Source organism: Aliivibrio sp. S2TY2, assembly GCF_028765525.1.
Lineage (GTDB): Bacteria > Pseudomonadota > Gammaproteobacteria > Enterobacterales > Vibrionaceae > Aliivibrio > Aliivibrio finisterrensis_A.
This window is the reverse complement of the sequence record NZ_JARACS010000005.1, coordinates 202713-227910: the sequence shown is the minus strand read 5'-3', so window position 1 is coordinate 227910 and position 25198 is coordinate 202713. Positions and strand designations below refer to the sequence as shown.

Below are 25198 nucleotides of genomic sequence, written 5' to 3'. Positions count from 1 at the left end.
TCAATAAATTTACACTTTAAAGAATAACAATTGTTCTCTTTGGTTTTCAGAAAGTTCAGATAAATGCTGGCTAGCTTGCGCAGATTCTTTAATCCCTTCTACGTTCTGGTTAATACTCTCAGTGATCACATTAACGTTTTCACTAATAGACTCTATCGCTCTACTTTGCTCGTTGGCTGCTGTTGCCATTTCTGCATTAGTTTGAGAGATAAGCTCTATTGAATCAGAAATACTTAATAATTGATTATTTGTATCAAGACTCATCTGAGCAGTTTTATGAATCATATTAATAGACTGATTAACTGAATCAACCACAGTCAATGATTTTTGCTGCAAGTTATTAATGATATCTTGAATATTCTGAGTTGATTGTTGAGTCTTAGCAGCAAGTACGCGAACTTCATCAGCAACAACCGCGAAACCTCGACCACTCTCACCAGCACGTGCCGCTTCAATCGCTGCGTTTAATGCTAGTAGATTCGTTTGCTCAGAAATAGAATCGATAACCGTAATCACTTCACTAATGCGATCCGTTTGATCTTTCAGTATCATTACTTCAGAAGAGGTTTCATCCATCTGAATCGCAAGATCTTGACTTAATTTCACACCTTCTGCAGCAGATTGAGCGCCATCTCTGCTCATTCCTAATACTTCTTTAGCTTTAATATCCGCCTGATTTGCAGATGCATCTACTTGATTTGCAGAAGCAGCCAATTCAGTAATTGCCGTTGCAATCAAATCAACTTGAGATTTTTGATCTGATGCATTCGCTTCACTTTGTACCATAATTGCAGCGAGTTCCGTTGACGATGAAGAAACTTCTTCACCAACGTTACGTAAACTACTAATCATATCTTGTAAGCGAACTACTGTGCTGTCTGTATTTTTACATAGCTCACCAATTTCATTGTCACTTGATTGATTATTCAATGAATCTAGACGGCCATTTGAAATATCTGACATCTGCTCTTGAAGTACTAAAATTGGTTTAGTTACGATCTGAGCAATAACAACACCAATAATTAAAGAAATAATTACAGTAACAATTAGAGCAGTTAACAATAATGTCTGACTTTCAGAAATTAATGCCATATTGTCTTCTGAAATACTGCCGTTCATCTTAGTTAGACGAACTCTTTCATCATTTAACTCTTGATATATTGTATTTCCAAGAGCAATTAATGCTTTCTTATTTTTATTTATTTCGTTAGTAGCATTCCATAATACCGTATTCATTTCAGATTGAGATTTAAATGCAGAAGCAAGGATATTTTTAGCTTCTTCATTCTCTAATGGTTCAATCAGTTTAGCTAATGCATCAAAGTCTCTATTAACGATATCGATTCTTGGTGTTTTACTTACCGATGTATATAAATCTTCATTAAATAGAGAAGTCATCTGAATTTCGATGCTATTTGCTTTATTGTATACTTCAGGTACTACCTTTCCCCAATATAGCTGTGATTCTTCACTTTGTGATGGTGAGAATATTAGCTCACTTGCCTGTTGAATTGGCGTCGTTAGATACAGTGAGTTGCCCCATTCTTTTATCTTTTTATCATTATATTTTATCATCTCATCTGAATGCTTTTTGTAACCATTCAATTGAGATATTATTAAATTCAATTCAGATTGAAGCTGCTCAGGAGACTTAACGGCTGCCCCCATATTTTGCAACGTTCGTTGTTGGTTTACCATGTTGGTAAAGTTAACGTTAAGCTCAGAAATAACAGCATCAAAATCGATTGATTTTAATGACTCAAGGTTTGTAAATGTAGCAGATACATTTAATCGAAGAAACAACAATTGCGCCTCAGCAATAGAGACACTACTTAGTTGATAGCTTCGATGATCTGATATTTGAACATTACGGTTAGTTGATTCTAATTTTGAATTAACCAAATAGATAGCTAACATCATTACTACGATAGTAGCTAGAACTGGTACTAATATTTGATATTTTGTTTTTAAATTTGAAAGTAACTTTTGCAGCATTCTTGCATTATCCTAATGATTTCACCTATGTGAAATTTTCGGCGAGAGGATAATACATATTTTGATTTTCTCATAGCAAAATCACATTGATTTTAAATTAATTTAAAATCAATAAAAAATAGAACGCTCTTGTTATAAGATAGTATTGTTTTTATATTTATTTTATATATTAGCAACCTTTAAATATATGTAATTGTAATACATAAAATAAGAATATATAAAAAAAGCACCCAAATGTAGGTGCTTTTTAAATTAATTTACTTTTATTGTCTTATTCAACAATAATTGGGCCACCAAATGAAGTTACTGGTGGTACTTTACCTTTGAATTTCTCAAAGTTAACTAGACATGTATTCGCTGATGTCGCCTGAGCAAGCTCAGATGATGGAATATCTTGTGTTAGTGTATTTGGATCACCATAAGTACAGATTGCGCCCACTTTTTCATTCAATGGACCGTACCATGCACCTTCTTCGATACGGATAACACCACGAGGGTAACTATCAGTAAGAACAGCACCAGCAAGAAGCTGACCACGGCCATTGAATACGCGAACTAAATCACCATCTTTAATGCCTTTTTCTTTAGCATCTTGAGGGTTAATGTATACCGGCTCACGACCTTGAACAGCGTAGGTTGCACGGAACTCTTCAGATTCACACATTTGTGAATGCAGACGCTTGTCAGGGTGACAAGATTGCATCCAGAATGGGTGTTCTTTAGAACCTGGACCGCCATGTGAACGTTCTGATTTCTCGAACCACATAGGGTGACCTTGACATTCTTCGTAGCCAAAACGTGCAATCTTACGGCTTGTGATTTCAATGAAACCAGAAGGTGTACCTAGTGCATTTACTTCTGGGTCTTTACGGAAATCAGCGTGACGAACCCATGGTTTACCTTCACCGAAGTCTAGAACGCCTTTTTCCCAGAATACATCAAATTCAGGCATATCAAATTTGCCTTCGTTTGCTGTACGACATTCAGCATAAAGTGAACGAACCCACTCCATTTCATCCATACCACGAGTATATTCTTTATGACGGCCAAAACGACGAGTCAGTTCAGTCATGATCTCAAAGTCAGATCGTGATTGATATAAAGGATCGACAAGCTTATGCATTGCAATTAAGCCACGTGCAGAGTATGAACCGTATTGGTCAATATCGTTACGTTCCCATTGCGTACATGCTGGAAGTACGATATCAGAGAAACGACATGTTGCCGTCCAAGCAAAATCAATCGTTACAACCGTTTGAAGTTTTTGGAATGCTTGCTTCATACGGTTACGATCTTGGTGGTGATGCCAAGGGTTGTTACCAGAAATAACCATCATTTTGAAATCAGGCAGTACAACTTTAGAACCGTTATAACGGATCTCTTTACCTGGTTCTAATAGACAGTCGATCCAACGTGCTACAGGAATAGTATTGCTGTAACCATTGAAGTCGTTGTTATTCCACTTAGGCTCATGACCTTGATCCACGTTACGTGGGAAGCCACCAGGACCTGCAAAACCAGTAGAAGGAACACCAACACTTGAGTAGTGGTGACTGTAAGATACACCACCACCAGCAAGACCAATTTGACCCGTCATTGCAGATAGAACGGTACCCATCCAGTATGGTTGCTCACCGTGCTGCTGACGCTGGATACACCATCCAAATAGGATCTGTGTACGACCAGTTGCCATCATTTTTGCAAAGTCACGAATTTGCTCAGGTGATACGCCACAGATTTCAGAAGCCCACTCAGGAGTTTTAACTACTTTATCTTTAGTTTCACCAAGCACGTATTGCATAAACTCATCAAAGCCTAGGCAGTAAGTATCAATGAATGCTTTGTCGTACAAGTTCTCTGTATATAGCGTGTAAGCCACAGCCAGCATGAACGCCACATCAGTTTGTGGGTTTAAGTACATGTGGTCATTTTGTAGGTAACGCTGTGTTTTGTTTTTAACTGGATCAACAGAAAGCACATTTACTTTACCCGCAGCTACTTTTTCTTTTAGCTTTTCAAGGTATGCGTAAGATTCATGAGTCTCACAGTTCCAACCTACTTGTAGGTTTTTAACTGGATCCGTTGCCCATAAAATAATGTTATCTGAATGCTCGATGATCTCAGACCAAGAAGTACCTTGTGCATATACTTCTGTAGAACCAAGAACATAAGGCATGATTGTTTGACCTGCACCCGTCGAGTAGTCACCTACTTTCTTGATGAAGTTACCATGCATACCAACAGCACGTTGCATTTGAGCAGTACAGTTGTGGAAAGAACCTGTTTGGTTCCAACCAGTTTGACCAGCATGAAGCGCCCATGGACCGTAGTCTTTTTGAACACGCTCAAGCTCACGGTAGAATAAATCTAACGCTTCATCCCAAGTTACACGCACAAAACGGTTGTTACCACGAGTCTCAGCTGAGTACTTATGTTTTTTCAGCCAATCTAAGCGTACCATTGGGTAACGTACACGGCTTGGGCTATAAATAATCCCTTTGATACCATTCAACATATCTGTTGGATGCTTATCCATTTCTAACGCTGTAATTTCTTGTACTTTGCCACCATAGATGTGCGCACGGAACGCACCCCAGTGTGAGCCAGATGTACGCCATGTGCCAGTTGTTTCTGCAGCATTGGCTTTTGAAGACATTAGTAGGCTTGGACCTACTAAAGATACTGCACTTGTTGTTGCAACACCTTTTAGAAAACTTCTTCTGCTAATAGACATAATTCTATCTACTCCATTAATTCTTAGTGTTTTTCGTCAGAAAAATCTGAAGAGTGTTTTTGTAGGTATTTCAATACAAGTGACTTACTGTCTGTATCGAAGTTAACGAATGCCATCATACCGTCAAACATACCAGGCCATGTGTTAGAATCGAAGTGCGCTTCAGCTGGTTGTGTGTGACATACAGAACAGTTTGTTTTGTATGACTCTTCCGCTTTCTGCCAAACTGTAGTGTAATCAGGTAAGAAATCTTCTTTCTTCATCCATAGATTTACAGTTACACGCTGCCAAGGTAGACCTGTTAGATCATCTTCTTTAGTTTCAAATTTCTGAACAAATTTATCGTTCTGAGCTGCATCTTTAAGTAAAGCTCCTACCGCAATGTTCATACCAAAATCTTCTTGGATAACACGACCGAAGCCTTTAACTTTACGCCAACCTTCAATTGCAACTTTCATTGCATCGCCTTTCTCTTCAAGTACAGTTACTTGAGAGGCTGGATTTAATAGGCCTGCTTCAATTGTTAATTTAGCATCTTCATACATTGGAAGGTGACGAACAGAAACATAAGTTTGGCCATCTTCGTATTTAGTGTTGCTTGCTAGTTGAGTTAACTCACTAACCATACCGCCAGAGCTATCCATATTTGCAGGAAGGCTATGTGCAATACCTTTATGACAATCTACACAACTTTGATCACGCTCTTTTGCACCTTGCATTTGAATACGTGCTGTAGGTTGCATTTTAGAGAAATCCATGCCGTCATAGTCATGACAGTTACGGCACTCAAGAGATTTGTTTGCGCTAAAGCGATCCCATTCATGCTGGGCTAAAACGATACGACGCTCTTCAAATTTCTCTGGAGTATCAATAAAACCGAATACGTGTGCGAATACTTCCTTACTTGCTTGCATTTTACGAGCAATCTTTGAAGTCCATTCATGAGGAACGTGACAGTCAGGACATGTAGCACGAACACCTGAACGGTTTTTATCATGAATAGTACCTGCGTATTCAGGTGCAATGTTATCAGCGTGACAGCTTACACAGAACTCTTCAGTGTTCGTTGCTTCTAACGCAACATTAAAGCCACCCCAGAAAATAACACCTGCGATGAAACCACCAAGGGTAAGTACACCCAAGCTGATATGAACACTCGGACGGGCAAAAACCGACCAAGCTTTTTTAAGTAATGACATCATAATTGCTTCTCTTTAAATAATTCTAATTTGTTATAGCTGGTGATACTTAAAAAAGAATCAACCACCGTGACCTGGCATACCAAAAAACAGCATCTGCATGAACCATACAGAGAAACCGTAAGCACCAACCACACCCACACTTAGAATTGGGAAAAGAACAACCGTAATGAAGAAAAATGCTTTCCATTCAGAAGAACGTTCTGCTCCATCGTTTTGCTTTATTGCATTGCTCATAATTTTATTCCTAGTTATCTTTCTACTTTATAAATATAGAAAATGTTAACAAGTTGTCGAACCTATCTGACATAGATTTTAATCCCTCACAAATAGTGCTTCAATTAAATTTTTAAGATAAACCCTTTTATTGACTAGTTTTTTGCGTTCATCCAGAGATGTATTTAATTGAAAAATAATGTATAAAAATATTAATACTTGTGACAAATTAATTTTATGTAAATATTGTTAACAATGTTAAATACCTCTAAAGGATAGGTAACTTTGATAACTTTACCAATTGATCTATATCAAATTTAGGACCCTATTTATAAGGTAGCACGTAAATATCACGCTATCGGTTTCTTTGTTAAACAATCTTGGCATAAACATTCAGAATTCTCAGAAACAATACCTACATCGCGAGTTTCGACCTCAAAACACCAACACGTTTCTTTACCCATTTTGATATCACATTGAGCTGGCTTTGTGCATTCGGGACAAGTATGTGTTGTTGTTTTTCCTGATAATCTATCCATTACTCTGTCTCTTTCTTCATCAGTCATTGATTTCCACTCTATGATCTCAGTAATGGTACGTTTACAACCAATACAAATGCCATCTTCGTTTTTACAAGCTGCAATACAGGGTGTTTTCATCTTTACTTCTCTCTATATCCTTTAAATCCCATACAAGTCATGGGATAATCATTGGAATTCAATATCGTTATTATTAGGAATGATTTATGGCACTAAGCTTACAAGAGCAAATGCTAAAAGCTGGGTTAGTGAACCAAAAGAAAGTAGCAAAAGCAAAAAAAGCTTCAAAAAAATCACGCGTTCAAAATCGTGAAGCAAAAGCGGCTGTAGAATTGAACAAAGCAGCTCAAGCTGAAAAAGACAAAGAACTAAGCTTGAAACACAAAGCCGAGAAAGATCAGAAAGAATTAACCGCTCAAATCAAACAATTGATCACTGCAAATAAACTAGATCGCTCTCACGGTGACATTGGTTATAACTTTACTGACGGTACACTAGTCAAAAAAATGTATGTTGATAAAACAATGCAAACGCAATTAGTTGCTGGCCGTCTTGCTATCGTGCACTTTAATGACGATTATGAAATTGTCCCTGCAGGTGTGGCTGATAAGATTACCTTGCGTGATGAATCAGTTGTTGTGCTTAACAACGTAATAGCGGAAGATGCACAGGATGAAGACGACCCGTATGCGGAATTCGTTATTCCTGATGATTTAATGTGGTAATACAATGAGCCGTAAAAACAAAGTTAAAGAGACTCTTTTAAAGAAACACCGCAGAACCCAAACAAAAAATAGCCGTTCGCATAATAAGCCAAAATACATCAGTAAAGCTGATCGTGAAAAAATGGCTCTTGAAGCAGAACAAACAACAGTAGAGCCTGAGAACACAGAACAAGTAACACCATCAGAAGAGTAATATTTCTGGTCAAGTGATACAAAAACACCTCATTGCTATAATAAACAATGAGGTGCTTTATAATAATATAGTTTACTGCATCAAAAGCCTTCTAAGCATTATGTAACAGTACTTGTAACTCATTCAGGTTCTTAACTGTATAGGTTGGTTTAACCCCTTCAGGGCACGCTTGTTGTGTTGCATTTAACCAGCATGTGTCAATACCTACATTCATACCACCAAGAACATCTGAGTCTGGGTTATCCCCTACCATTAATACTCCAGGTAAGTTTACTTCTCCCATTTGAGAAAACGTATGCTCAAAAATACGCTTATCAGGTTTCGCTACACCAACTTGCTCAGAGATAATAATCAACTCAAAGTAGTGGCTAAACTCTGTTTTTTCTAAACGAATTTTCTGTAGCTCAGTAAATCCATTAGTTATGATCCCCATCTTCACATTATTCGCTAACAAAGAATCAAGTAATTCTCTTGCGCCATCTAATGGTGTGCAAATATCTGCCATTGCCATCATAAAAGCACTGTTCATCGCTTTTGGTGTAACGCCGACTTTCTTTGCCCACTCTTCAAATCGCGTTTCTTGTAGCTGCTGAGCGGTAATTTCATTATCTTGGTATTGCACCCACAATGGTTTATTTACCAATTGATATTCAATGAATTGTTCTTTACTGAAATGAATACCGTATCCTTCAAACATACGTTGCAAACCTGCAAACGCATCGAAATGAAAGAGTGTTTCATCGGCATCAAATAATATCCATTGGTACTTCATATTTACTTCCTTTATGAGGCTTATATTTTCAAGATCTTTATTTTGAGCATAAGTCTGATTGAGTCACACTTACACCTTTAATTTGTGCAAACCAGTGTTGCCCAACGTCTAATGCCAGTTCTTCTTGTGCCCAACGTGTAATATTGGCCCACAGTATATGTCCAGATAAATTCAATTTAACTGCCACTACATCGTTTTCTTTATCTTCCGTTAAACTGTCGATGATTACTGGAAGAATATTACGAATAGAGCTTTGTTCTGGTTGCTGTTTAATTAAAGAAACATCATTAGCTCGAATACGTAATCGAATTTTTTGCCCTTCTTCCGTACACTTGCAAGGCGCCTTAACCCAGATACCCTGCTGAGAATTATTTAAGGTGACTAATGTCATAGGGTGATCTGAATGTAACTCAGTAATAAATCCTTCTAATAATGCAGAATGTTCTGATGCATTTAACCAAGGGCGCATTAATGGCGATCCCCATACATCAGTAATGTCTCCAGATAGACTCACTTTACCTTGGTTCAATAAAACCATGTGATCGGCTAAACGTAAAATTTCATCTAAACTGTGGGTGACATAAATAATTGGGGTTTGGATTTCTTTTGCTAACCTTTCTAAATAAGGCATTACTTCATGTTTTCTTGGTAGATCTAAAGAGGCTAATGGCTCATCCATAATAAGTAATGCAGGCTCTGATAAGATAGCTCGGCCAATCGCCACTCTTTGTTTCTCACCACCAGACAATGAATGCGGATAACGTTGCAGCAGAGATTCAATGTCTAACAGCTTTACCACATCATCAAATAAATGCGTTCTTTTTCCATTGCATCCATACAGCAAATTTCCTTCTACTTTATAGTGGGGGAATAAGCGCGCATCTTGAAAAACATAACCAACATGACGCTGCTCTGGTGGTATAGATACTTTCTTCTCAGAATCAAATAATACGGAGTTATTAAGAGTGATTCGCCCTGAATCTGGTGAGCTAAGTCCACTAATTATATTAGCAAGTGAGGACTTACCTGCACCCGAACGCCCGAAAACGGCGCTGATCCCAGATGAGGGTAACGTTAACTGAACATCAAGATTCAAATCACCTAATTGTTTTTTTATATCAATGACTAACATGAATTAACCCATTAACCTTTTTTTGCTGGCACGCGCTAACCATTCTGAGAGTAATAATGAGATTAAAGCAACAATAATAGAAATAACACATAGGCGTGCAGCCTCCATTTCGGCCCCTGGGATTTCAATATAACTGAACATAGCAAGAGGAAGCGTTCGAGTCTCACCCTCTATATTTGAGACAAAACTAATCGTGGCACCAAACTCACCTAAACTTCGTGCAAAAGCCAATACCGCACCAGTTAAAATTCCCGGTAACATTAATGGTAAAGTAATCGTAGTAAATACTTTAGAACGTGAAGCGCCCAATGTTCTTGCGGCTTGCTCTAACTTTTGATCGACGGATTCTAGAGCTAAGCGAATTGCACGTACCATTAAAGGTAATGCAACGATAGCGGAGGCAAGTGCAGCACCTTTCCAATTAAAACTAAACGTTAAACCAAATAGCTCATATAACCATTTACCAATAACACCTTGTCGCCCCATTGAAATTAACAGTAAGTAACCAATCACTACCGGTGGCAACACTAAAGGTAAATGAATTAAACCATCAAGTAAGCCCTTTCCTTTAAATTCACAACGAGCTAATACCCAAGCTAGGAGAATACCAATTGGCAAAGAAAAGCTAACGGCAATACCTGCAATTTTTAAACTTAATAGTAAAGCCTCTACTTCGTAATCCGTTAATATCATTAGATAGTCGAAAATCCATAAGAGATGAATGTATTTTTTGCTTCATCAGACAATAGGTATTGGTAAAAGCGAGTCACCTTATCTGAGTTTTTATTTTTTATGATAGCCATTGGATAGACAATCGGATCATGTGAATCTGCAGGAAACTCTTCAACAATCGTAACGCCTTTCGATAACAATGCATCTGTTTTATATACAATTCCGACAGGCGCTTCATCACGCTCAACAAACAATAAAGCCGATCGAACATTGTTACCTGATGCTATATGATCTTTTACTTCTGGCCAACGATACTGTTTTGTAAGGCTTTGTTTTCCATAGATTCCAGCAGGAACATGTCTTGGATCAGCCATTGCAATACGAAAGCCTTTTTGCCCAATAAACCAGTGCCATGTATTTTCTTTTGGTGTTGTCTTAGAGGCAATAAGAACCAAGCTATTTCGTAATAAATCAACTTTGCTTGCAGTATCAATTTGATCTTGCTCTACCAAGTATTCCATCCATTTAGTGTTTGCAGAAAGGTAAATATCTGCTGGTGCACCATTGGCTATTTGTCGAGCCAGTGACGATGAACCGGCATAGCTAACACGAACTCGATCACCCGTTTTATCTTGATAATCATCAACAATGTCATTCATTACATTGGTTAAGGACGAAGCAGCATAAACAGTAACATTCGCTGATACCGATAAAGAACTAAACACCAATACTAAAAATAATGTCAATCGAGACATACTTATACCTTCCTTAATAAGCCGCTTTTTTTTCAAATTCATTTGGCCAGATCTGCGATAGATCTAAACTCTCTTCTATAGACTCAGCAATGCGTTCAATCGCTTCTTCTTGGATCGCATCCATATCTATCGCTTTATTTTCTTTTAACCCAGCCCAAGACAGAATTGCTTCAAACGCGCTTGGTTCATCAAAAATACCATGTAAATAAGTACCAAAAATGGTGCTTTCATTATTAAGTGTACCATCATGCCTTACAATACTTTCATTTGTAATTGAGATAGGGAATTGATTATCATCCCCTTTTTCCTCTTCTTTTATGTAAGTACTTACTCCTGCATGAATCTCGTATCCTTTGACTTTTACTGTCTCTTGGTTTGGTAACTTAAGCTCTCCTTCGACCAACGTTAATTGTTTTTGTTTTTTAAGTTCCGTCGTAATAGATAAATACCCTAAACCTGCAATAGATGAGGCTTTTCCTTCAAGACCAAGTGGATCGGAAAGGTTTTCACCTAACATTTGATAACCACCACAAATGCCCATGATTTTGCCACCAAAACGAAGATGCCTTTCAATATCTTTATCCCAACCTTGCGATTTAAGATAATGTAAGTCGGCTTGCACAGACTTACTCCCAGGAAGGATAATAAAATCAGCACCTGATAATGATTGTCCTTTGCCAACAAACTGAAGATCTATTTCTGGATGTAAGCGTAATGGATCAAAATCAGTATGGTTACTAATTCGAGTCACAACTGGCACCTTTACAACAAACTTACCTTTCTCTTGTTGCTCGCTCTTAATTGCATCTTCAGCTTCTAGGTTTAACCCATGCAAATAAGGAATAACGCCTAGTACTGGTTTACCTGTTTTTTCTTCTAACCACTCGAGACCGGGAACAAGTAAAGAGATATCACCACGAAAGCGGTTAATAACAAACCCTTTTACTCGCGCTTGTTCTGATTCTGAGAGAAGAGCTAATGTACCATAGAGATGAGCAAAGACACCGCCACGATCGATATCGGCAACAATAATAACCGGAACATCAGCCGCTTCAGCAAACCCCATATTGGCTATGTCGTTTTCACGCAAGTTAATCTCTGCAGGGCTTCCTGCCCCTTCGACAACAACGCATTGATAATTATCAGTTAAATAAGAAAATGATTCCAATACATAAGGCATGGCTAATTTTTTGTAATCTTGAAAGCCCCAAGCATCCATTGTTTCAATCGCCTTACCTTGAACAATTACTTGAGCACCAATATCTGTGTTAGGTTTTAATAAAATAGGATTCATATGAACATGAGGCTTAACTCTTGCGGCATCAGCTTGAAGCGCTTGAGCACGACCAATTTCCCCTCCCTCTTCGGTTACTGCACTGTTGAGTGCCATATTCTGTGGTTTAAAAGGGGCAACTTGGATCCCTTTATTGGCAAGAACTCGGCATAAGCCTGCCACCAGCACCGTTTTACCAGCATCAGAGGTGGTTCCTTGAACCATCAGTGGAGAAATTTTATTCATAATTCCATCTATTTACGTTAGATATTAAGCCACTGATATTATCATTATTCTCTGTTAAGAGGGAGGATCAGTTTATCTTCTTCACTTCTTAAGTTTAGATGAATGGAATATGAATAATTTACTCACGATAGATTCAAGCAGGTTTTGTTTTAATAGCTCTATCGAAGCGACATCGCTTAAATTAACTCTTACGCATCACTTAAGGATCTATTATGAAAAAGACAATTATTGCCATTACCGCAGCTCTAATCTTATCTCCAACTATCGCTCTTGCTGGTAATGATGGTCACAACAACCATAAACAAGCACAACTTAACTATACGGGCCCTGTAAGTACAATTACCGTTGCTGAATTACTGAAAGACACAAGTATGTTTACAGAAAAGAATGCTATTGTAGATGGAAAAATCATTCGCCATATTCGTAAAGATAAATACCTGTTCTCTGACGGTACAACAGAAATCCAAATTGAGTTAGACGATGATATCTCATTACCATCCGCTATAAATGAAACCACGAAGGTGCGTTTATTTGGTGAATATGAAGGTGGTAAAGTACCTGAAATAGAAGTAGATAGAATGCAAATCCTGTAAAAAATTAACTTATCATAACTTGGCCTGCATATTGCAGGCTTTTTTATAGATAAAATTCATGAATGTTAGGTTAATAGGGTATGGAATCAACAAAACACATTAAAAAGGCACTTATATTGGCAACAGCATTGACTTCTTCAACAGCGATGGCCAATAACTTCCCTTATAGCTTTTTTGAAGCTCGAGTAGGAACGAGTCCTGGTACATTTGGAGCCCAAATTAACCAACAATTTACAGAAAATTCGCACTTAGTTGGACAAATTGAAAGTAAATTTGAAGGTGATTGGGATATAAATGGTGGTATTGGTTTTAACGGTCCTATTAATGAATTTGCTGATATTTATGGCCAGTTACTACTTCATAACGTAAAAGATAAATCAAGTGACAAATTTGGTGATCAAATGCTCACTGAAGTTAATTTCGGTTTTCGTACTTGGTTAGTGCAACAAATTGAAGTGGGTGCAAAATATGGCCAACTCTTTAATAGCAACACAAACAAAGATATTGGTAGCGTGCATTTTCGCTTCCACTCCACAGAGCAACTTTCTGTTGGCGCTGAAGCCAAATTCAGTGGTATTTATGGTGATCAGGTAATGATGACAGCAAGATTTACGTTCTAGTAAACTTAAGAACAATTTAATGACTCCATACATTTTTAAGTAACTAAAAAGCCTAAATAATGGCTAATCAATTTACTTAAATATTAGCCTTTCAAGTCAATTTTAGAAAAATCAGCATAAAGTCAGTGCAATTTATAATTAATTCACTGGCTTTTTTGTTTCAAAAATAAGCATTCTTTAAATCAACAGAAAAACACTTGATTTCACTTCCTTTTACACCTAACTTGTTACTATGTTGTTAAAAAGGATGTTACGACATGAAAGTGTTGCATAAATTACTATTATTACTTTGGTTTATTCCCTACTTGGCTTTTTCTATTGAGCTGTCTCCATTAGCTCAAGTTCCCTATGCTGGAGACTTAAAAGCACTAGAAAAGAAAGGGACTATACGAGTTCTTGTCTCTGCCGATCTCGGTTTTTATTATATAGAAAAAGGTCAGCCTAAGGGGATCATTGCTGAGTTTGTTCATCACTTTGAACTGCATTTGCATAAAAATAAAATTCATGTCAATGTTCAAGTCATTCCCGTGCCACGAGATGATCTACTCAATGCACTCGAAGCTGGATTTGGTGATATTGCAGTAGCAAATTTAACAATTACGCCTCAACGTCTTAAATATGTAGACTTTAGTGACCCAATTATAAGTAACAGCCAAGAATGGCTTGTGACATCAAAATCAACAGCTACAATTGCATCATTTGAAGAGTTATCAGGTAAAGAAGTATGGGTTAGAGCAAGCTCAAGCTACTTTGAAAGCCTACAGCAAATTAATAAACAACTATCTTCTGATGGCATTCCACCTATCCATGTCCAATTTATTGAAGAAAACCTTCAAGATTACGAATTAATGGAAATGATTAATCAAGGCATCCTGCCAATAACCGTCATCGATAGTCATAAATCTCAGCTGTGGACAAAGATCATGGATAATATAGTGATTCATGAATCTCTCCCTATCCGTACTAACGCTAATATAGGATGGGCAATCAGAAAAGACAGCCCTCAATTAAAATCTGCGATCAACCAATACGTAAAAAAAATCAAACAAGGATCTTTTCTAGGTAACGTTATTTATAATAAATACCTTGATAATACCAAATGGCTAAAAAATGCATTAAACCCAAACACTGTGAAACAATTTAATAATCTTGCTCTCTTGTTTGAACAATATTCAGAACAATACCAATTCGATTGGCTAATGATTTCAGCCCAAGCGTATCAAGAATCAAGATTTAATAATCGACTGGTTTCTCATATGGGGGCCGTAGGCATTATGCAAGTCCTACCAAAAACAGCAAGAGAACCTTACATTAACATTAAAAACTTCAGAGAGTTAGAGCACAATATTCACGCAGGAGTTAAATATATGGATTTTGTCCATAAACGCTACTTCTTAAAACCTGAGATAACCAAAGAGAATCAAATGTATTTCTCATTGGCTGCTTATAATGCGGGGCCCGCTAATGTAAGAAAAATGCGTAGAATGGCAGTAAAACATGGATATGACCCAAATGTTTGGTTCAATAATGTGGAGATAATGGCCCGTAAATACGTCAGCAAAGAGCCTGTGCATTATGTTGCAAATATTAGCCGTTACTATGTTATCTATAAGCAGATTGCGCTACTACAATCACTTAGAGAACACCAAAATGCCTCTAACTACAAACTGTTTTAGTCATACAAAAATGCCCAAATCTAATTTGGGCATTTTTTGCTAATTATACTTATACCATTCTGGATAAGTAGTTGTTCAGATAATTGCTTAGGAAAAATCGATTAGAGCAAGGCATAAATTACAGTAACTAGTGGATCTAATTACAAAATTTATAACGCAGATATAATCGATTTTAACAAGCAAGAATGATCAAATACTTATGTAGATTGGTATTAGATAACCTAAACCAGAATAAATAGGCTTTATTTAGCTAATTTCACTTTTGGTTGAACAAACTTTTTGCTTACATCAACAACTGCAACATCACGGAAGAAAGTTCGCCCTAACAGTACAGGAAAAGTCATGTGCGTACGATCATTCAATGTAAACTCTGTTTTGGTCTTTAAATCACCAATTTGAACCCAAGCGTCAATAACAGGACGATCTGTTCGCTCTTCTGTACTTGACTGGCGTATTGTTACAATACGTACAACAGGTGATTCAAACTCTTTTGTTTCTTTATCGTTATGCGCTAATTTAAACTTCACCCAATCTTTTCCATCACGCTCAAACATCTCAATATCAATCGCTGAGATTGATGATGTGGTTGCTCCGGTGTCAATACGAGCTTTCGCATTATGATTAATCGCCTTGATGTACATCCACTCTTCTTCACCTAGAATTAATTTACCATCTGCTGTTTTTAAATTAGTCGCAACTGGTTTCTTAACTGGTGGTTTTGGATCAACTTGTGGTTTTTGCTCAGGTTTTATCTCTGGTTTTTTTTCAGGAGTAACTGGTTGCTCAACTGCAGGCTTCTCCACCGCCTCATCAGGTGTCGTTGTTGCTGTTGTAGACATACAACCAGCAAGTAAAATAGGTAAAAGTAACGTTGACCATTTTTTTGTTATTTTCATGCGCTTTCCTTTACTGTCTCATTTGTAATCATTCATTTTAGTATAGTGAATATCTCAAAAATATCTGTTACTTATTTGCAACAGAAGCAATAGATTTGGCAATATAATCAATATGCTGCTTTTGCATTCCCGCAATATTAATTCGTCCATCACCTACCGCATAAATACCATGTTCCGATTTTAAACTTGCCATCTGATTAGGATTAAAACCGATAACAGAGAACATACCTTTATGCTGCTCAATAAAATCAAAATCTGTCGACTGAGTCTCAACTCGTAGCGCTACACACAGATCGGCACGCAAACTTAGCAGTCTTTTTTGCATCTCATCAAGCTCTGTACGCCATGATAAGGTTAGCGCCTCATCATTTAGAATACGTCCAACAATCGCAGCACCATGATCGGGTGGCATGGTATAAGTAGCACGTGCCATTTGTAGAAGTTTTGCTTTGGCATTCATTGCGATTTCGATATTGGCAGCAATAACCATCGCTGCGCCAGTACGCTCACGATATAAACCAAAGTTTTTCGAGCATGAAGTAGCAATAAACATTTGAGGAACACGGTCAGCCATAAAACGCAGACCTGCAGCATCAGCTTCTAATCCATCACCAAACCCTTGATATGCAATATCGACAAACGGGATAAAACCATTCTTTAGCGCTAATTCTGTAATTGCAATCCAGTCAGAAAGACGAATATCTGCACCTGTAGGGTTATGACAGCAACCGTGAAGCAAAATAATATCTTTAGGGCCTGCTTTTGAAAGGTCAGCCATCATAGCGGCACTATCAACTTGTTTTGTTGCAGGATTAAAATAATTGTAGTGCTTAACCTTTAAGCCAGCCGCTTCCATTACTGGCTGATGATTAATATAGCTAGGGTTACTTATCCAAACCGTTGCATCAGGCTCAGTTGATTTGATTAAGTCTGCAAGCATGCGTAAAGCACCACTCGCACCAGGAGTTTGAATCGCAGAAACACGCTCATACGCAGAGGTATCACGTAGTAATAAATCAACCATACTCTGATTAAAAACTTCACAACCAGCAAGACCTACGTAGGCCTTTGTGATTTGCTCTGCCGCAATAGACTTAGCCGAATCACTCACGGCTTTCATAATTGGCGTTTGGCCTTTGTCATTACGATAAACACCAATGCCGAGATCGACTTTGTTGTCACGATCATCAGCACGGTATTCAATAGAAAGGGAAAGAATAGGATCTTTAGCAGGAGTCGCTATATTTTGCAGCATATTTTCATATCCTTATGATCTGTAATGTATTTAAGTTACCATTCAGATAGGAAAATATCACGTTTTATTGTTTAGTTTTTTACAATTTTCTTACAACACATTAATTGTGTGAATAATTTGATTGCTCGAACCACGCCACTCCAATGACGGATCGGCTTTATCTTGTTCAAAGCGACCATCAATGAGTGTATCAATCAGAGCCACTATCTCTTTTTGTGTCTCATTAAGCTCGTTTAATTCGTAACCCGTCCACATCCAAATGTCTTTATTTTCGCATTCAGATTTAACTCGTTTCACTAACTTAAGTACCGCTTCGCAATTCATTGGGTGCAGCGGATCACCGCCTGATAATGATAATCCTCGGCGATAAATACGCGTATCATTCAAATCAGCAATAATCTTATCTTCTAGCTGCTGACAGAAAAGATGCCCCGAATTTGGATTCAATGTGGATTTGTTGTAGCACCCTTTACAGTTGTGCTCACAACCAGAAACAAACAGGGTACAACGCGTACCCGGCCCGTTAATCACATCAATCGAATGATAGACGTGATAGTTCATTATAAATGTTTCACTCGACGTTGAACTTCTTCTTGTTTACCGAAGTTGAATGGACGTGCATCAGGACTCCCTAAGTAACCACAAACACGACGTGTCACCGATACTTTTGTAGAATCATGGTTGCCACATTTAGGGCAAGTGAAACCTTTACTTGTACATTCAAACTCACCGGTGTAACCACATTCATAGCACTCATCGATCGGTGTGTTGGTTCCATAATAAGGCACACGGCTATAACTGTAATCCCATACATTTTCTAATGCTTCAATATTGCGCTGCATGTTAGGGAATTCACCATAACAAATGAAACCACCGCTTGAGATCTCTGGGTATGGCATTTCAAAATCAATTTTATCGTATGGGTTGACTGTTTTTTGTACATCTAAATGGAAACTGTTTGTGTAGTATCCCTTATCTGTCACTTTATCAATCACACCAAATTGAGTGTTATCAAGTTTACAGAAGCGAGAACATAAGTTTTCACTTGGCGTACCGTATAAACTAAAGCCGAAGCCTGTTTCTTTGGTCCATACTTGAACTGCGTCTTTTAGATACTGAATGATCTCTAATGCTTTAACTTGAAGTTCAGCATTGTCATACAGGTGATCATCACTGCCAAATAGCGCTTCGATTGTTTCATGCACACCAATGTAACCAAGCGATACCGAAGCTCGGCCGTTTTTGAAGATATTAATAATATCGTCATCTGGTTTTAGACGAACACCACATGCCCCTTCCATATAAAGAATAGGAGCTACACGTGCTTTCACGCCTTCTAAACGAGAAATACGTGATTCTAAAGCGCGACGACATAGCACTAAACGCTCATCAAGCAGCTTGTAGAATGCATCTACATCCCCTTTTGCTTCAATAGCAACACGAGGAAGATTTAAGCTCACCACACCTAGGTTATTACGACCATCGTGAATTTGCTCGCCGTTTTCTTCATATAAGTCTAAGAAACTACGACAACCCATTGGGGTTTTAAATGAGCCAGTCACTTCAACTACTTTGTCATAGTTAAGAATATCTGGATACATACGCTTAGAAGCACACTCAAGAGCAAGTTGCTTAATATCATAATGCGGATCAGATTTCTTATGGTTCAATCCATCACGAATTGCGAACACTAATTTAGGGAATACCGCTGTTTTACGATTTTTACCTAAACCAGCAATGCGGTTTTCTAAAATAGAGCGTTGGATCAATTTTGATTCCCAACTTGTACCTAAGCCAAAACCAAAGGTAACAAATGGAGTCTGGCCATTTGCGGTATGTAATGTATTGACTTCATATTCAAGCGATTGAAATGCGTCATAACACTCTTTTTCTGTTTGTGCTTGAGCAAACGCTTCTGCATCAGGAATACCCCACTTCTCAGCAAGTTTTAATGCTTTTTGATAGCTGATAGTGACATACGGAGCAAGGATTTCATCAATACGGTTAATCGTTGTGCCACCGTAAATATGACTTGCTACTTGCGCGATAATTTGTGCGGTTACCGCTGTCGCAGTTGCAATCGATTTTGGTGTATCAATTTCTGCATTACCCATTTTAAAGCCACCAGTTAACATGCCTTTTAAATCAATCAGCATACAGTTAAACATTGGGAAAAATGGTGCGTAATCTAAATCGTGGTAGTGGATCTCACCACGCTCGTGTGCTTGTACAATATCACGAGGTAATATATGACGCGTTGCGTAGTGCTTAGCGACAATACCCGCTAATAAATCACGCTGAGTAGGGATAACTTTACCGTCTTTATTCGCGTTTTCATTAAGTAGTTCAGCGTTGCTTTGTTCTATCAGGCCGCTGATCTCTTTATTTAGTACACTGATTTTTTCACGAGCGATATCGCGGTCGTGACGATATTCAATATAAGCGCGGGCTAATACTTTGTGTGGGCCTTGCATTAGTTCGTTTTCAACCAAGTCTTGGATCTGGCGAATACCTACTTCTTTTTGTCCCTGTAATGCAATTTCTACTGCATGAGCCACTAACTGCGCATAACTCTCAATCTCAGGAGTTACCTGCTCTGACGCGCCTTTTACAGCATCAATAATACGAGAATTGTTATAGGTTGCACGGCTTCCATCTCGCTTTATTACAGTTATATTCACAGTGGCTCCAAATACTAAATAGTGGGTGTATTAGATCAGCTAACACAAGATGTGGTGTATTAAGCTCGATCTGAGAATAAAATACCTTGATCTAGATCAAGCTACACCTGAGGGTGATTCTAGTTTCACCACTGCTTTATGATTGTTCTCAAATTTGCTGCAATGTATGAAAATGAAACATTTTTTTATGTGCTATATGCGTAATTTTTAATTAAACTGCTTGCGATTTCTGGAGGACTTATGAATCAACGAATTACTCATTTTTTTAGCTTTTTCATTCTTATTTTTAGCTCATTTTCAAGCTATGCGATCACAATTTCGACATGGAATATGGAGTGGTTAACCCTAAACTCTAATGAAAAATTTCAATCTTCAGAAAGGCACCCACAAGATTTTGAACAACTAAATCACTATTTTTCATTGTCCAATAGCCAAGTTTTGGCCTTCCAAGAAGTCGATTCAATAGAAGCGATTCAAAAAGTTGTTGGTAATGACTATCAAATTTTTATCTCAGATCGCTCAACAAACCCTAAAAAGCAATTTAATGACATTAATCAATACACCGGTTTTGCGATCCACTCTTCAATCCCTGTCACTGATCCTACAGATTTTTCTCTTCTTCCAAATAAAAAAAGCAGTCGATTACGTTACGCTACTTATGTAATTGCAACCATTAATGAGCAACCTGTCCACTTACTCTCTGTACACTTAAAGTCAGGCTGCCTAGGTCAAAAGAAAAATAACTATTCATGCTCTACGTTAGAGCTGCAAACAGAAGAACTCACAGATTGGATAAATGAACGAGAAGATAATAATGAAAAATATTTAATTTTAGGGGATTTTAATCATACACTCGCTCATCCAAGAAGTTGGTTATGGCGAAATATTGATAAGCAGGCAAATAAAAAACCTATTTTATTAACAAAAAACACAAAAGGTAACTGCACTGCAAAGCAGTGGAAACGAGGCTGGCCTAAATACACCACATTTACTCGTTTGATTGATCATGGCATTTCAAATATTGCACCAAACAACTTCACAGTAACTCAGCAAGTTTTTAAACAATCTGATGTGAAAAAATACCAGTTAACCGATCATTGCCCGATTTTGTTTACCTATCAATAAAAGAGCCAAATAAAAGAATCCAATAAAAAAGGGACACTAATAATTAAGTGTCCCTTGTTATATTGAAAAAGAAAGAATTTAAAATTTCATATTACTGTCCATCTTTGTTTGACTAAAATTAATACTCTCTTTTTTATCGTCTTCTCTTTCTGTTGATTGCGTCATTTCTTCTGATTGTGACTCTGTTTTTTTCACATCACTTTCTTGTGATCCTTTTTCTGACGTTGATCCGCCAACAACAAACTCATTACCATCTGGAAAATAACTCTCACGTTGATAAAGTTTATCCAGTGACTTGATAATGACGTGTTTTTTTACTTTACCTTTTGCCATTTTTTCAAAAAGTGGTTTTGCCATACTTTGTAGACCAATCACAGCATCAACACCCACTAGATGCCCGACATGGTCTCGTCGAGTGGCAGCCGCTTCAATACCATTTTTTGCCGCTAACCATAACCAGATATACGCAATCGAATTACCTTTTTCGTTGGTATCTGCCCCCATCTCACCAGCAAAATATTGTGCTTTAGCGTCCCCAGCTTCGGCAGCCACCTCCAACCAATACGTGGCTTTTTTAGGATCAACCTCCACACCTCGGCCTTCAGCATACTGTTTACCGATGCGAATTTGCGCCTCAATATTATCAAGCATTGCTGCTCGTAGGTTCCATTCAGCGGCAAATTTGGCGTTTGGCTGAGGGTTTGATTCTGCCACGTACCAATCCGCAATAAATAATTGAGCTGGAATATGATCTAACTCTGCAGCTTCAGTAATATAAGAAATACCTTTTTCTATGTCTGCCTCTACCCCATTACCTTGTAGATACGCAATTCCTAGTGCCAGTTTCTCTTCTGCTCCCCCTTCTTGAGCAGCAACAACTTTCGCCCAAAACTCTGATTTCTCGCGTAACTCAACATTATCACGACGACCATCACATAAGCGTATAACCGATCGCATTGCTATATTATTATCTAATTTTGCAGCCATCTCATACCAGTGCAAAGCCTCTTCAAAATTGTTCATCTCAGCTTCTTTTGCTAAAAACAATTGTGTTGATATATGCCCTGTTTGTGCTTTATATACGCGCTCTTGGCGCTCTGCTGCTCGAGCCTCTGCTAAAGCTCTACGGTACGAACTTTCATCTCGTTCTTTTTGTTGTTGCTTTTTCTTTTGCTTACCATTCGCAAAAAAGAAATTAATACACACTAACACGAGCAAAATAACAAGCCCAACGACAGCGATTTGAATCCAATCCATGCTACACCATTATTCTAAATTTTTGATATCACCAGTTATTATCGGCCTTAATGACCAAAACATGAAAAAAAAATCGTGATGTATATTCAAAAAATTCACCTAGGACAAAGATAAGTTTATAAATTAATTTCATTTCACGTATTTTTTATTTGTATATTTTAAGAATGAAGATTACTATCCAGATCTTGGGGAGTAGTCACAAGATTTAATACTTAATCTTGTTCAGATATCGTCATCCCGAAGCTTCGGCTTCCGGTATCTGTAAGTGGGCAAAGAATGCCAATCACTTTGACAAGACCAATAACCATAACGTTAATTTTATTGTTTATGGTGAAAGGTTTACTCACTCATTTTTAGCGGGATTCCTTTCACCTACCTGTAAGGAATTATTATGTCACCGTTAACTTGGGAACTTTTTGGTTTAGTTGTTCTCGCTTTATTTGCCCTTGATCTATTTCAAACAAGAAAAGAAGCACCTAGCTTAAAAAAAGCGCTTGTATGGTCACTTTTCTGGTTCATTCTTGCTTTTATCTTCTGTGCGGCACTTTATGTTTACTGGCCGTTAATGGCTCCAAACAGTAGCTACTCACCAAAAGACGCAAGCATCGCTTTTATTACTGGTTACCTACTTGAGAAAATGCTTAGTGTCGATAACTTATTTGTCTTCGCATTAATTTTTAGTCAATTTGCCGTACCTGAATCAAGCCGACCTCGAATTTTATTATGGGGAATTATTGGGGCACTTGCTCTGCGTGCAGTAATGATCTTTGTTGGTGCAGGGTTACTCGCTCAATACCATTGGATCTTATACATCTTCGCGGTGTTCTTGATCATTACTGGTGTGAAATTATGGTTTGCTAATACTGAGGAAAGCAGTGATTTCTCATCATCAAAATTGGTGAAGTTCGCTAAGAAATATATTCCATTTGATGACAAATACCACGGTCATAAACTACTTGCTAAAGTAAATGGAAAAACCATCGCAACCCCATTAATGTTGGTTGTTATTGTTATTATGTTTACTGACATTATGTTTGCTTTAGACTCAATCCCTGCGATCTTTGCTATCACTCAAGAACCTTTCTTAGTGTTTGCTGCAAATGTATTTGCACTGCTAGGCTTGCGTTCTTTGTACTTTGTACTTCAAGGTATGTTAGACAAGTTCTGTTATTTACAACCAGCATTAGCATTCATCCTAAGTTTCATCGGTATTAAGATGTTCTTGATGGGTACTGCTTATGAAGTTCCTACCATCATTTCACTATTAACCATTGTCGGTATAATTACCTTAGCGATCCTTGGTTCAATGATGAAAAACCGATCTCAAAACGCTTAATACGAACTCAGCGGTAACCAAATATGGATACCGCTGATTCATTTATTAATTTTGCATTATTCTGTCTTATTCTTTACATATCGTTGAACTCAATTCATATTTAAACGTCTATTATTAATAGATACTTCTCATTGGATAAAATTTACAATATTAAAGGCATTCATGAAAAAACTAATCCTCTCAACGTGCTTATTGTTACTTTCTACTTCTGGCTTTGCAGCGGAGTCATGCTCAAATAAAACCATTGTTGGCCAAATCGAAACCATTCACATAAAAGAATTAAACACCAATTATGAAGCTCGTATTGATACAGGAGCCGCAACCACCTCAATTCACGCCACTAATATCCAAATTATTGGCCAAGATGAAGAGAGTGAAAATATGCGTGATCACTTGGGCGATACGGTTAAATTTACAACTTACAACGAAGACGGTGAAGCAACTCAACATACCAGCCGTATCATTAAAGTAAGTAAAATACGTAATGCTCAAGGAGTAGAGCGTCGATATGCTGTAAGAATGCATTTAGAATTTGATGGTAAAGATAAAAAAGTAGCCGTGAATCTACGTGATAGAAGCAAATTAGACTACAAACTTTTAATTGGTCGTAACTGGTTAGAAGGTGATTATTTAGTCGATGTGGAAAAAAATGCAGAATAACGTTTATTTTTTATACGGTTAAGTAATTTTCTTCAAAAAGTGCTTTACATAAAAATCAAAGCTGACTATTATTCACCGCACTGGAGGGATGGCTGAGTGGTCGAAAGCACCGGTCTTGAAAACCGGCAACCGTTAATAGCGGTTCTAGGGTTCAAATCCCTATCCCTCCACCACTTTTGAAAATTCAGATAGAGTCTGGGTTTTACAAATTGGAGCGGTAGTTCAGTTGGTTAGAATACCGGCCTGTCACGCCGGGGGTCGCGGGTTCGAGTCCCGTCCGCTCCGCCAACACAACGAAGGCATTGTCGAAAGACGATGCCTTTTTTGTATCTGTCGAATACAGAAATAACCACTTTTAAAAATTCAGATAGCGTCTGGATTTTACACATTGAAGCGGTAGTTCACATCACTACCATTAATTATTTCTTTAGACTATTACGCAGGAAAAATCTTTTATATCAAGGCAGAAATTGCAGAAGCTAGTGGGCCTAACTACAAAATTTCTAACACAGATAAAAAAGATTTTAACCAGTAAGAGCAAAGAGATAATTAATGATAGTGGTGTCAGATTAGACTTTCTATTGGAGAGCTTAGCGGCCTGACACGCCGGGGGACGTGCTGCTCTCAAGGTGAGATAGAAAGTCCCGT

General features: G+C 37.8%; 23 protein-coding genes and 2 tRNA genes. 10 read left to right on the top strand and 15 right to left on the bottom strand.

The window, feature by feature from the left end; translation table 11 throughout:
* Positions 1 to 9 precede the first annotated feature (9 nt).
* The 5 genes from PVK63_RS10630 to PVK63_RS10610 form a co-directional block, all read right to left on the bottom strand.
* Complete coding sequence (locus PVK63_RS10630; protein ID WP_130086475.1) at positions 10 to 1995, bottom strand: methyl-accepting chemotaxis protein; 1986 nt, start codon at positions 1993 to 1995, stop codon at positions 10 to 12.
* Between the two features lie 271 nt (positions 1996 to 2266).
* The gene (gene torA / locus PVK63_RS10625) at positions 2267 to 4729 is read right to left on the bottom strand and encodes a trimethylamine-N-oxide reductase TorA (RefSeq protein ID WP_130047633.1); all 2463 of its coding nucleotides are present in this window, start codon (positions 4727 to 4729) and stop codon (positions 2267 to 2269) included.
* Positions 4730 to 4752: 23 nt separating this feature from the next.
* Positions 4753 to 5931 carry a pentaheme c-type cytochrome TorC gene (torC, locus tag PVK63_RS10620; RefSeq protein ID WP_130086476.1) on the bottom strand — a complete coding sequence of 393 codons (1179 nt, stop codon included), beginning with the start codon at positions 5929 to 5931 and terminating at the stop codon, positions 4753 to 4755.
* A gap of 57 nt (positions 5932 to 5988) precedes the next feature.
* Positions 5989 to 6165 carry a trimethylamine N-oxide reductase system protein TorE gene (torE, locus tag PVK63_RS10615; RefSeq protein WP_130045382.1) on the bottom strand — a complete coding sequence of 59 codons (177 nt, stop codon included), beginning with the start codon at positions 6163 to 6165 and terminating at the stop codon, positions 5989 to 5991.
* 329 nt (positions 6166 to 6494) lie between these two features.
* A complete protein-coding gene (locus PVK63_RS10610) occupies positions 6495 to 6803 on the bottom strand; it encodes a cysteine-rich CWC family protein (protein WP_130047631.1) in 309 nt (102 codons plus the stop codon).
* 86 nt (positions 6804 to 6889) lie between these two features.
* Between PVK63_RS10610 and PVK63_RS10605 the strand changes: the two genes are divergently transcribed.
* Entirely contained in the window at positions 6890 to 7408 is a 519-nt protein-coding gene (locus PVK63_RS10605) for a DUF2058 domain-containing protein (protein WP_130047630.1), read from the top strand.
* A 4-nt stretch (positions 7409 to 7412) separates the two neighbouring features.
* On the top strand, positions 7413 to 7601 hold the full coding sequence (locus PVK63_RS10600) for a DUF2986 domain-containing protein (RefSeq protein ID WP_130047629.1): 189 nt from the start codon (positions 7413 to 7415) through the stop codon (positions 7599 to 7601).
* 91 nt (positions 7602 to 7692) lie between these two features.
* Here PVK63_RS10600 and yjjG read toward each other — a convergent pair whose 3' ends face one another.
* From yjjG to PVK63_RS10575, 5 genes are read right to left on the bottom strand one after another with little or no spacing between them, the layout of a single operon-like run.
* Entirely contained in the window at positions 7693 to 8373 is a 681-nt protein-coding gene (gene yjjG, locus PVK63_RS10595) for a pyrimidine 5'-nucleotidase (RefSeq protein WP_130047628.1), read from the bottom strand.
* Between the two features lie 37 nt (positions 8374 to 8410).
* Positions 8411 to 9505 carry a molybdenum ABC transporter ATP-binding protein ModC gene (gene modC / locus PVK63_RS10590; RefSeq protein WP_130047627.1) on the bottom strand — a complete coding sequence of 365 codons (1095 nt, stop codon included), beginning with the start codon at positions 9503 to 9505 and terminating at the stop codon, positions 8411 to 8413.
* 3 nt (positions 9506 to 9508) lie between these two features.
* Positions 9509 to 10198, bottom strand: coding sequence for a molybdate ABC transporter permease subunit (gene modB / locus PVK63_RS10585; protein WP_130047626.1), 690 nt, complete (start codon positions 10196 to 10198; stop codon positions 9509 to 9511).
* Positions 10198 to 10932: a molybdate ABC transporter substrate-binding protein gene (modA, locus tag PVK63_RS10580; RefSeq protein WP_130086478.1), complete on the bottom strand. Its 735-nt coding sequence runs from the start codon at positions 10930 to 10932 to the stop codon at positions 10198 to 10200. The genes modB and modA overlap by 1 nt, the downstream gene beginning before the upstream one ends.
* A gap of 13 nt (positions 10933 to 10945) precedes the next feature.
* Positions 10946 to 12451: a cobyric acid synthase gene (locus PVK63_RS10575; protein ID WP_130086479.1), complete on the bottom strand. Its 1506-nt coding sequence runs from the start codon at positions 12449 to 12451 to the stop codon at positions 10946 to 10948.
* Between the two features lie 212 nt (positions 12452 to 12663).
* Between PVK63_RS10575 and PVK63_RS10570 the strand changes: the two genes are divergently transcribed.
* The 3 genes from PVK63_RS10570 to PVK63_RS10560 all read left to right on the top strand — a co-directional run bounded on the left by PVK63_RS10570 (position 12664) and on the right by PVK63_RS10560 (position 15340).
* Complete coding sequence (locus PVK63_RS10570) at positions 12664 to 13044, top strand: YgiW/YdeI family stress tolerance OB fold protein (RefSeq protein WP_130086480.1); 381 nt, start codon at positions 12664 to 12666, stop codon at positions 13042 to 13044.
* Positions 13045 to 13124: 80 nt separating this feature from the next.
* On the top strand, positions 13125 to 13664 hold the full coding sequence (locus PVK63_RS10565) for a hypothetical protein (protein WP_130086481.1): 540 nt from the start codon (positions 13125 to 13127) through the stop codon (positions 13662 to 13664).
* Positions 13665 to 13921: 257 nt separating this feature from the next.
* On the top strand, positions 13922 to 15340 hold the full coding sequence (locus PVK63_RS10560; protein WP_130086482.1) for a lytic transglycosylase F: 1419 nt from the start codon (positions 13922 to 13924) through the stop codon (positions 15338 to 15340).
* 242 nt (positions 15341 to 15582) lie between these two features.
* On the opposite strand, the gene PVK63_RS10555 is transcribed toward PVK63_RS10560, so the two are convergent.
* From PVK63_RS10555 to nrdD, 4 genes are all read right to left on the bottom strand, one after another.
* Complete coding sequence (locus tag PVK63_RS10555; protein ID WP_130086483.1) at positions 15583 to 16236, bottom strand: putative ATP-dependent zinc protease; 654 nt, start codon at positions 16234 to 16236, stop codon at positions 15583 to 15585.
* Between the two features lie 67 nt (positions 16237 to 16303).
* Positions 16304 to 17491, bottom strand: a complete 1188-nt coding sequence (locus tag PVK63_RS10550; protein ID WP_130086484.1) for an amino acid aminotransferase — start codon at positions 17489 to 17491, stop codon at positions 16304 to 16306.
* 90 nt (positions 17492 to 17581) lie between these two features.
* Entirely contained in the window at positions 17582 to 18052 is a 471-nt protein-coding gene (nrdG, locus tag PVK63_RS10545; protein ID WP_130086485.1) for an anaerobic ribonucleoside-triphosphate reductase-activating protein, read from the bottom strand.
* On the bottom strand, positions 18052 to 20172 hold the full coding sequence (gene nrdD / locus PVK63_RS10540; RefSeq protein ID WP_130047617.1) for an anaerobic ribonucleoside-triphosphate reductase: 2121 nt from the start codon (positions 20170 to 20172) through the stop codon (positions 18052 to 18054). Before nrdD ends, nrdG begins: the two co-directional genes overlap by 1 nt.
* Positions 20173 to 20412: 240 nt before the next feature.
* Here nrdD and PVK63_RS10535 point away from each other — a divergent pair, with 240 nt between their 5' ends.
* Complete coding sequence (locus PVK63_RS10535; RefSeq protein WP_242511047.1) at positions 20413 to 21297, top strand: endonuclease/exonuclease/phosphatase family protein; 885 nt, start codon at positions 20413 to 20415, stop codon at positions 21295 to 21297.
* Positions 21298 to 21375: 78 nt separating this feature from the next.
* On the opposite strand, the gene PVK63_RS10530 is transcribed toward PVK63_RS10535, so the two are convergent.
* Positions 21376 to 22554: a tetratricopeptide repeat protein gene (locus PVK63_RS10530; protein WP_130086486.1), complete on the bottom strand. Its 1179-nt coding sequence runs from the start codon at positions 22552 to 22554 to the stop codon at positions 21376 to 21378.
* Between the two features lie 391 nt (positions 22555 to 22945).
* On the opposite strand from PVK63_RS10530, the gene PVK63_RS10525 reads away from it, so the two are divergent.
* From PVK63_RS10525 to PVK63_RS10510, 4 genes are all read left to right on the top strand, one after another.
* On the top strand, positions 22946 to 23890 hold the full coding sequence (locus PVK63_RS10525; RefSeq protein ID WP_130047615.1) for a TerC/Alx family metal homeostasis membrane protein: 945 nt from the start codon (positions 22946 to 22948) through the stop codon (positions 23888 to 23890).
* Positions 23891 to 24052: 162 nt separating this feature from the next.
* Entirely contained in the window at positions 24053 to 24550 is a 498-nt protein-coding gene (locus tag PVK63_RS10520) for an ATP-dependent zinc protease family protein (protein ID WP_130086487.1), read from the top strand.
* Positions 24551 to 24632: 82 nt separating this feature from the next.
* A tRNA-Ser gene (locus PVK63_RS10515) sits at positions 24633 to 24723 on the top strand.
* Positions 24724 to 24761: 38 nt separating this feature from the next.
* Positions 24762 to 24838, top strand: a tRNA-Asp gene (locus PVK63_RS10510).
* Positions 24839 to 25198 lie beyond the last annotated feature (360 nt).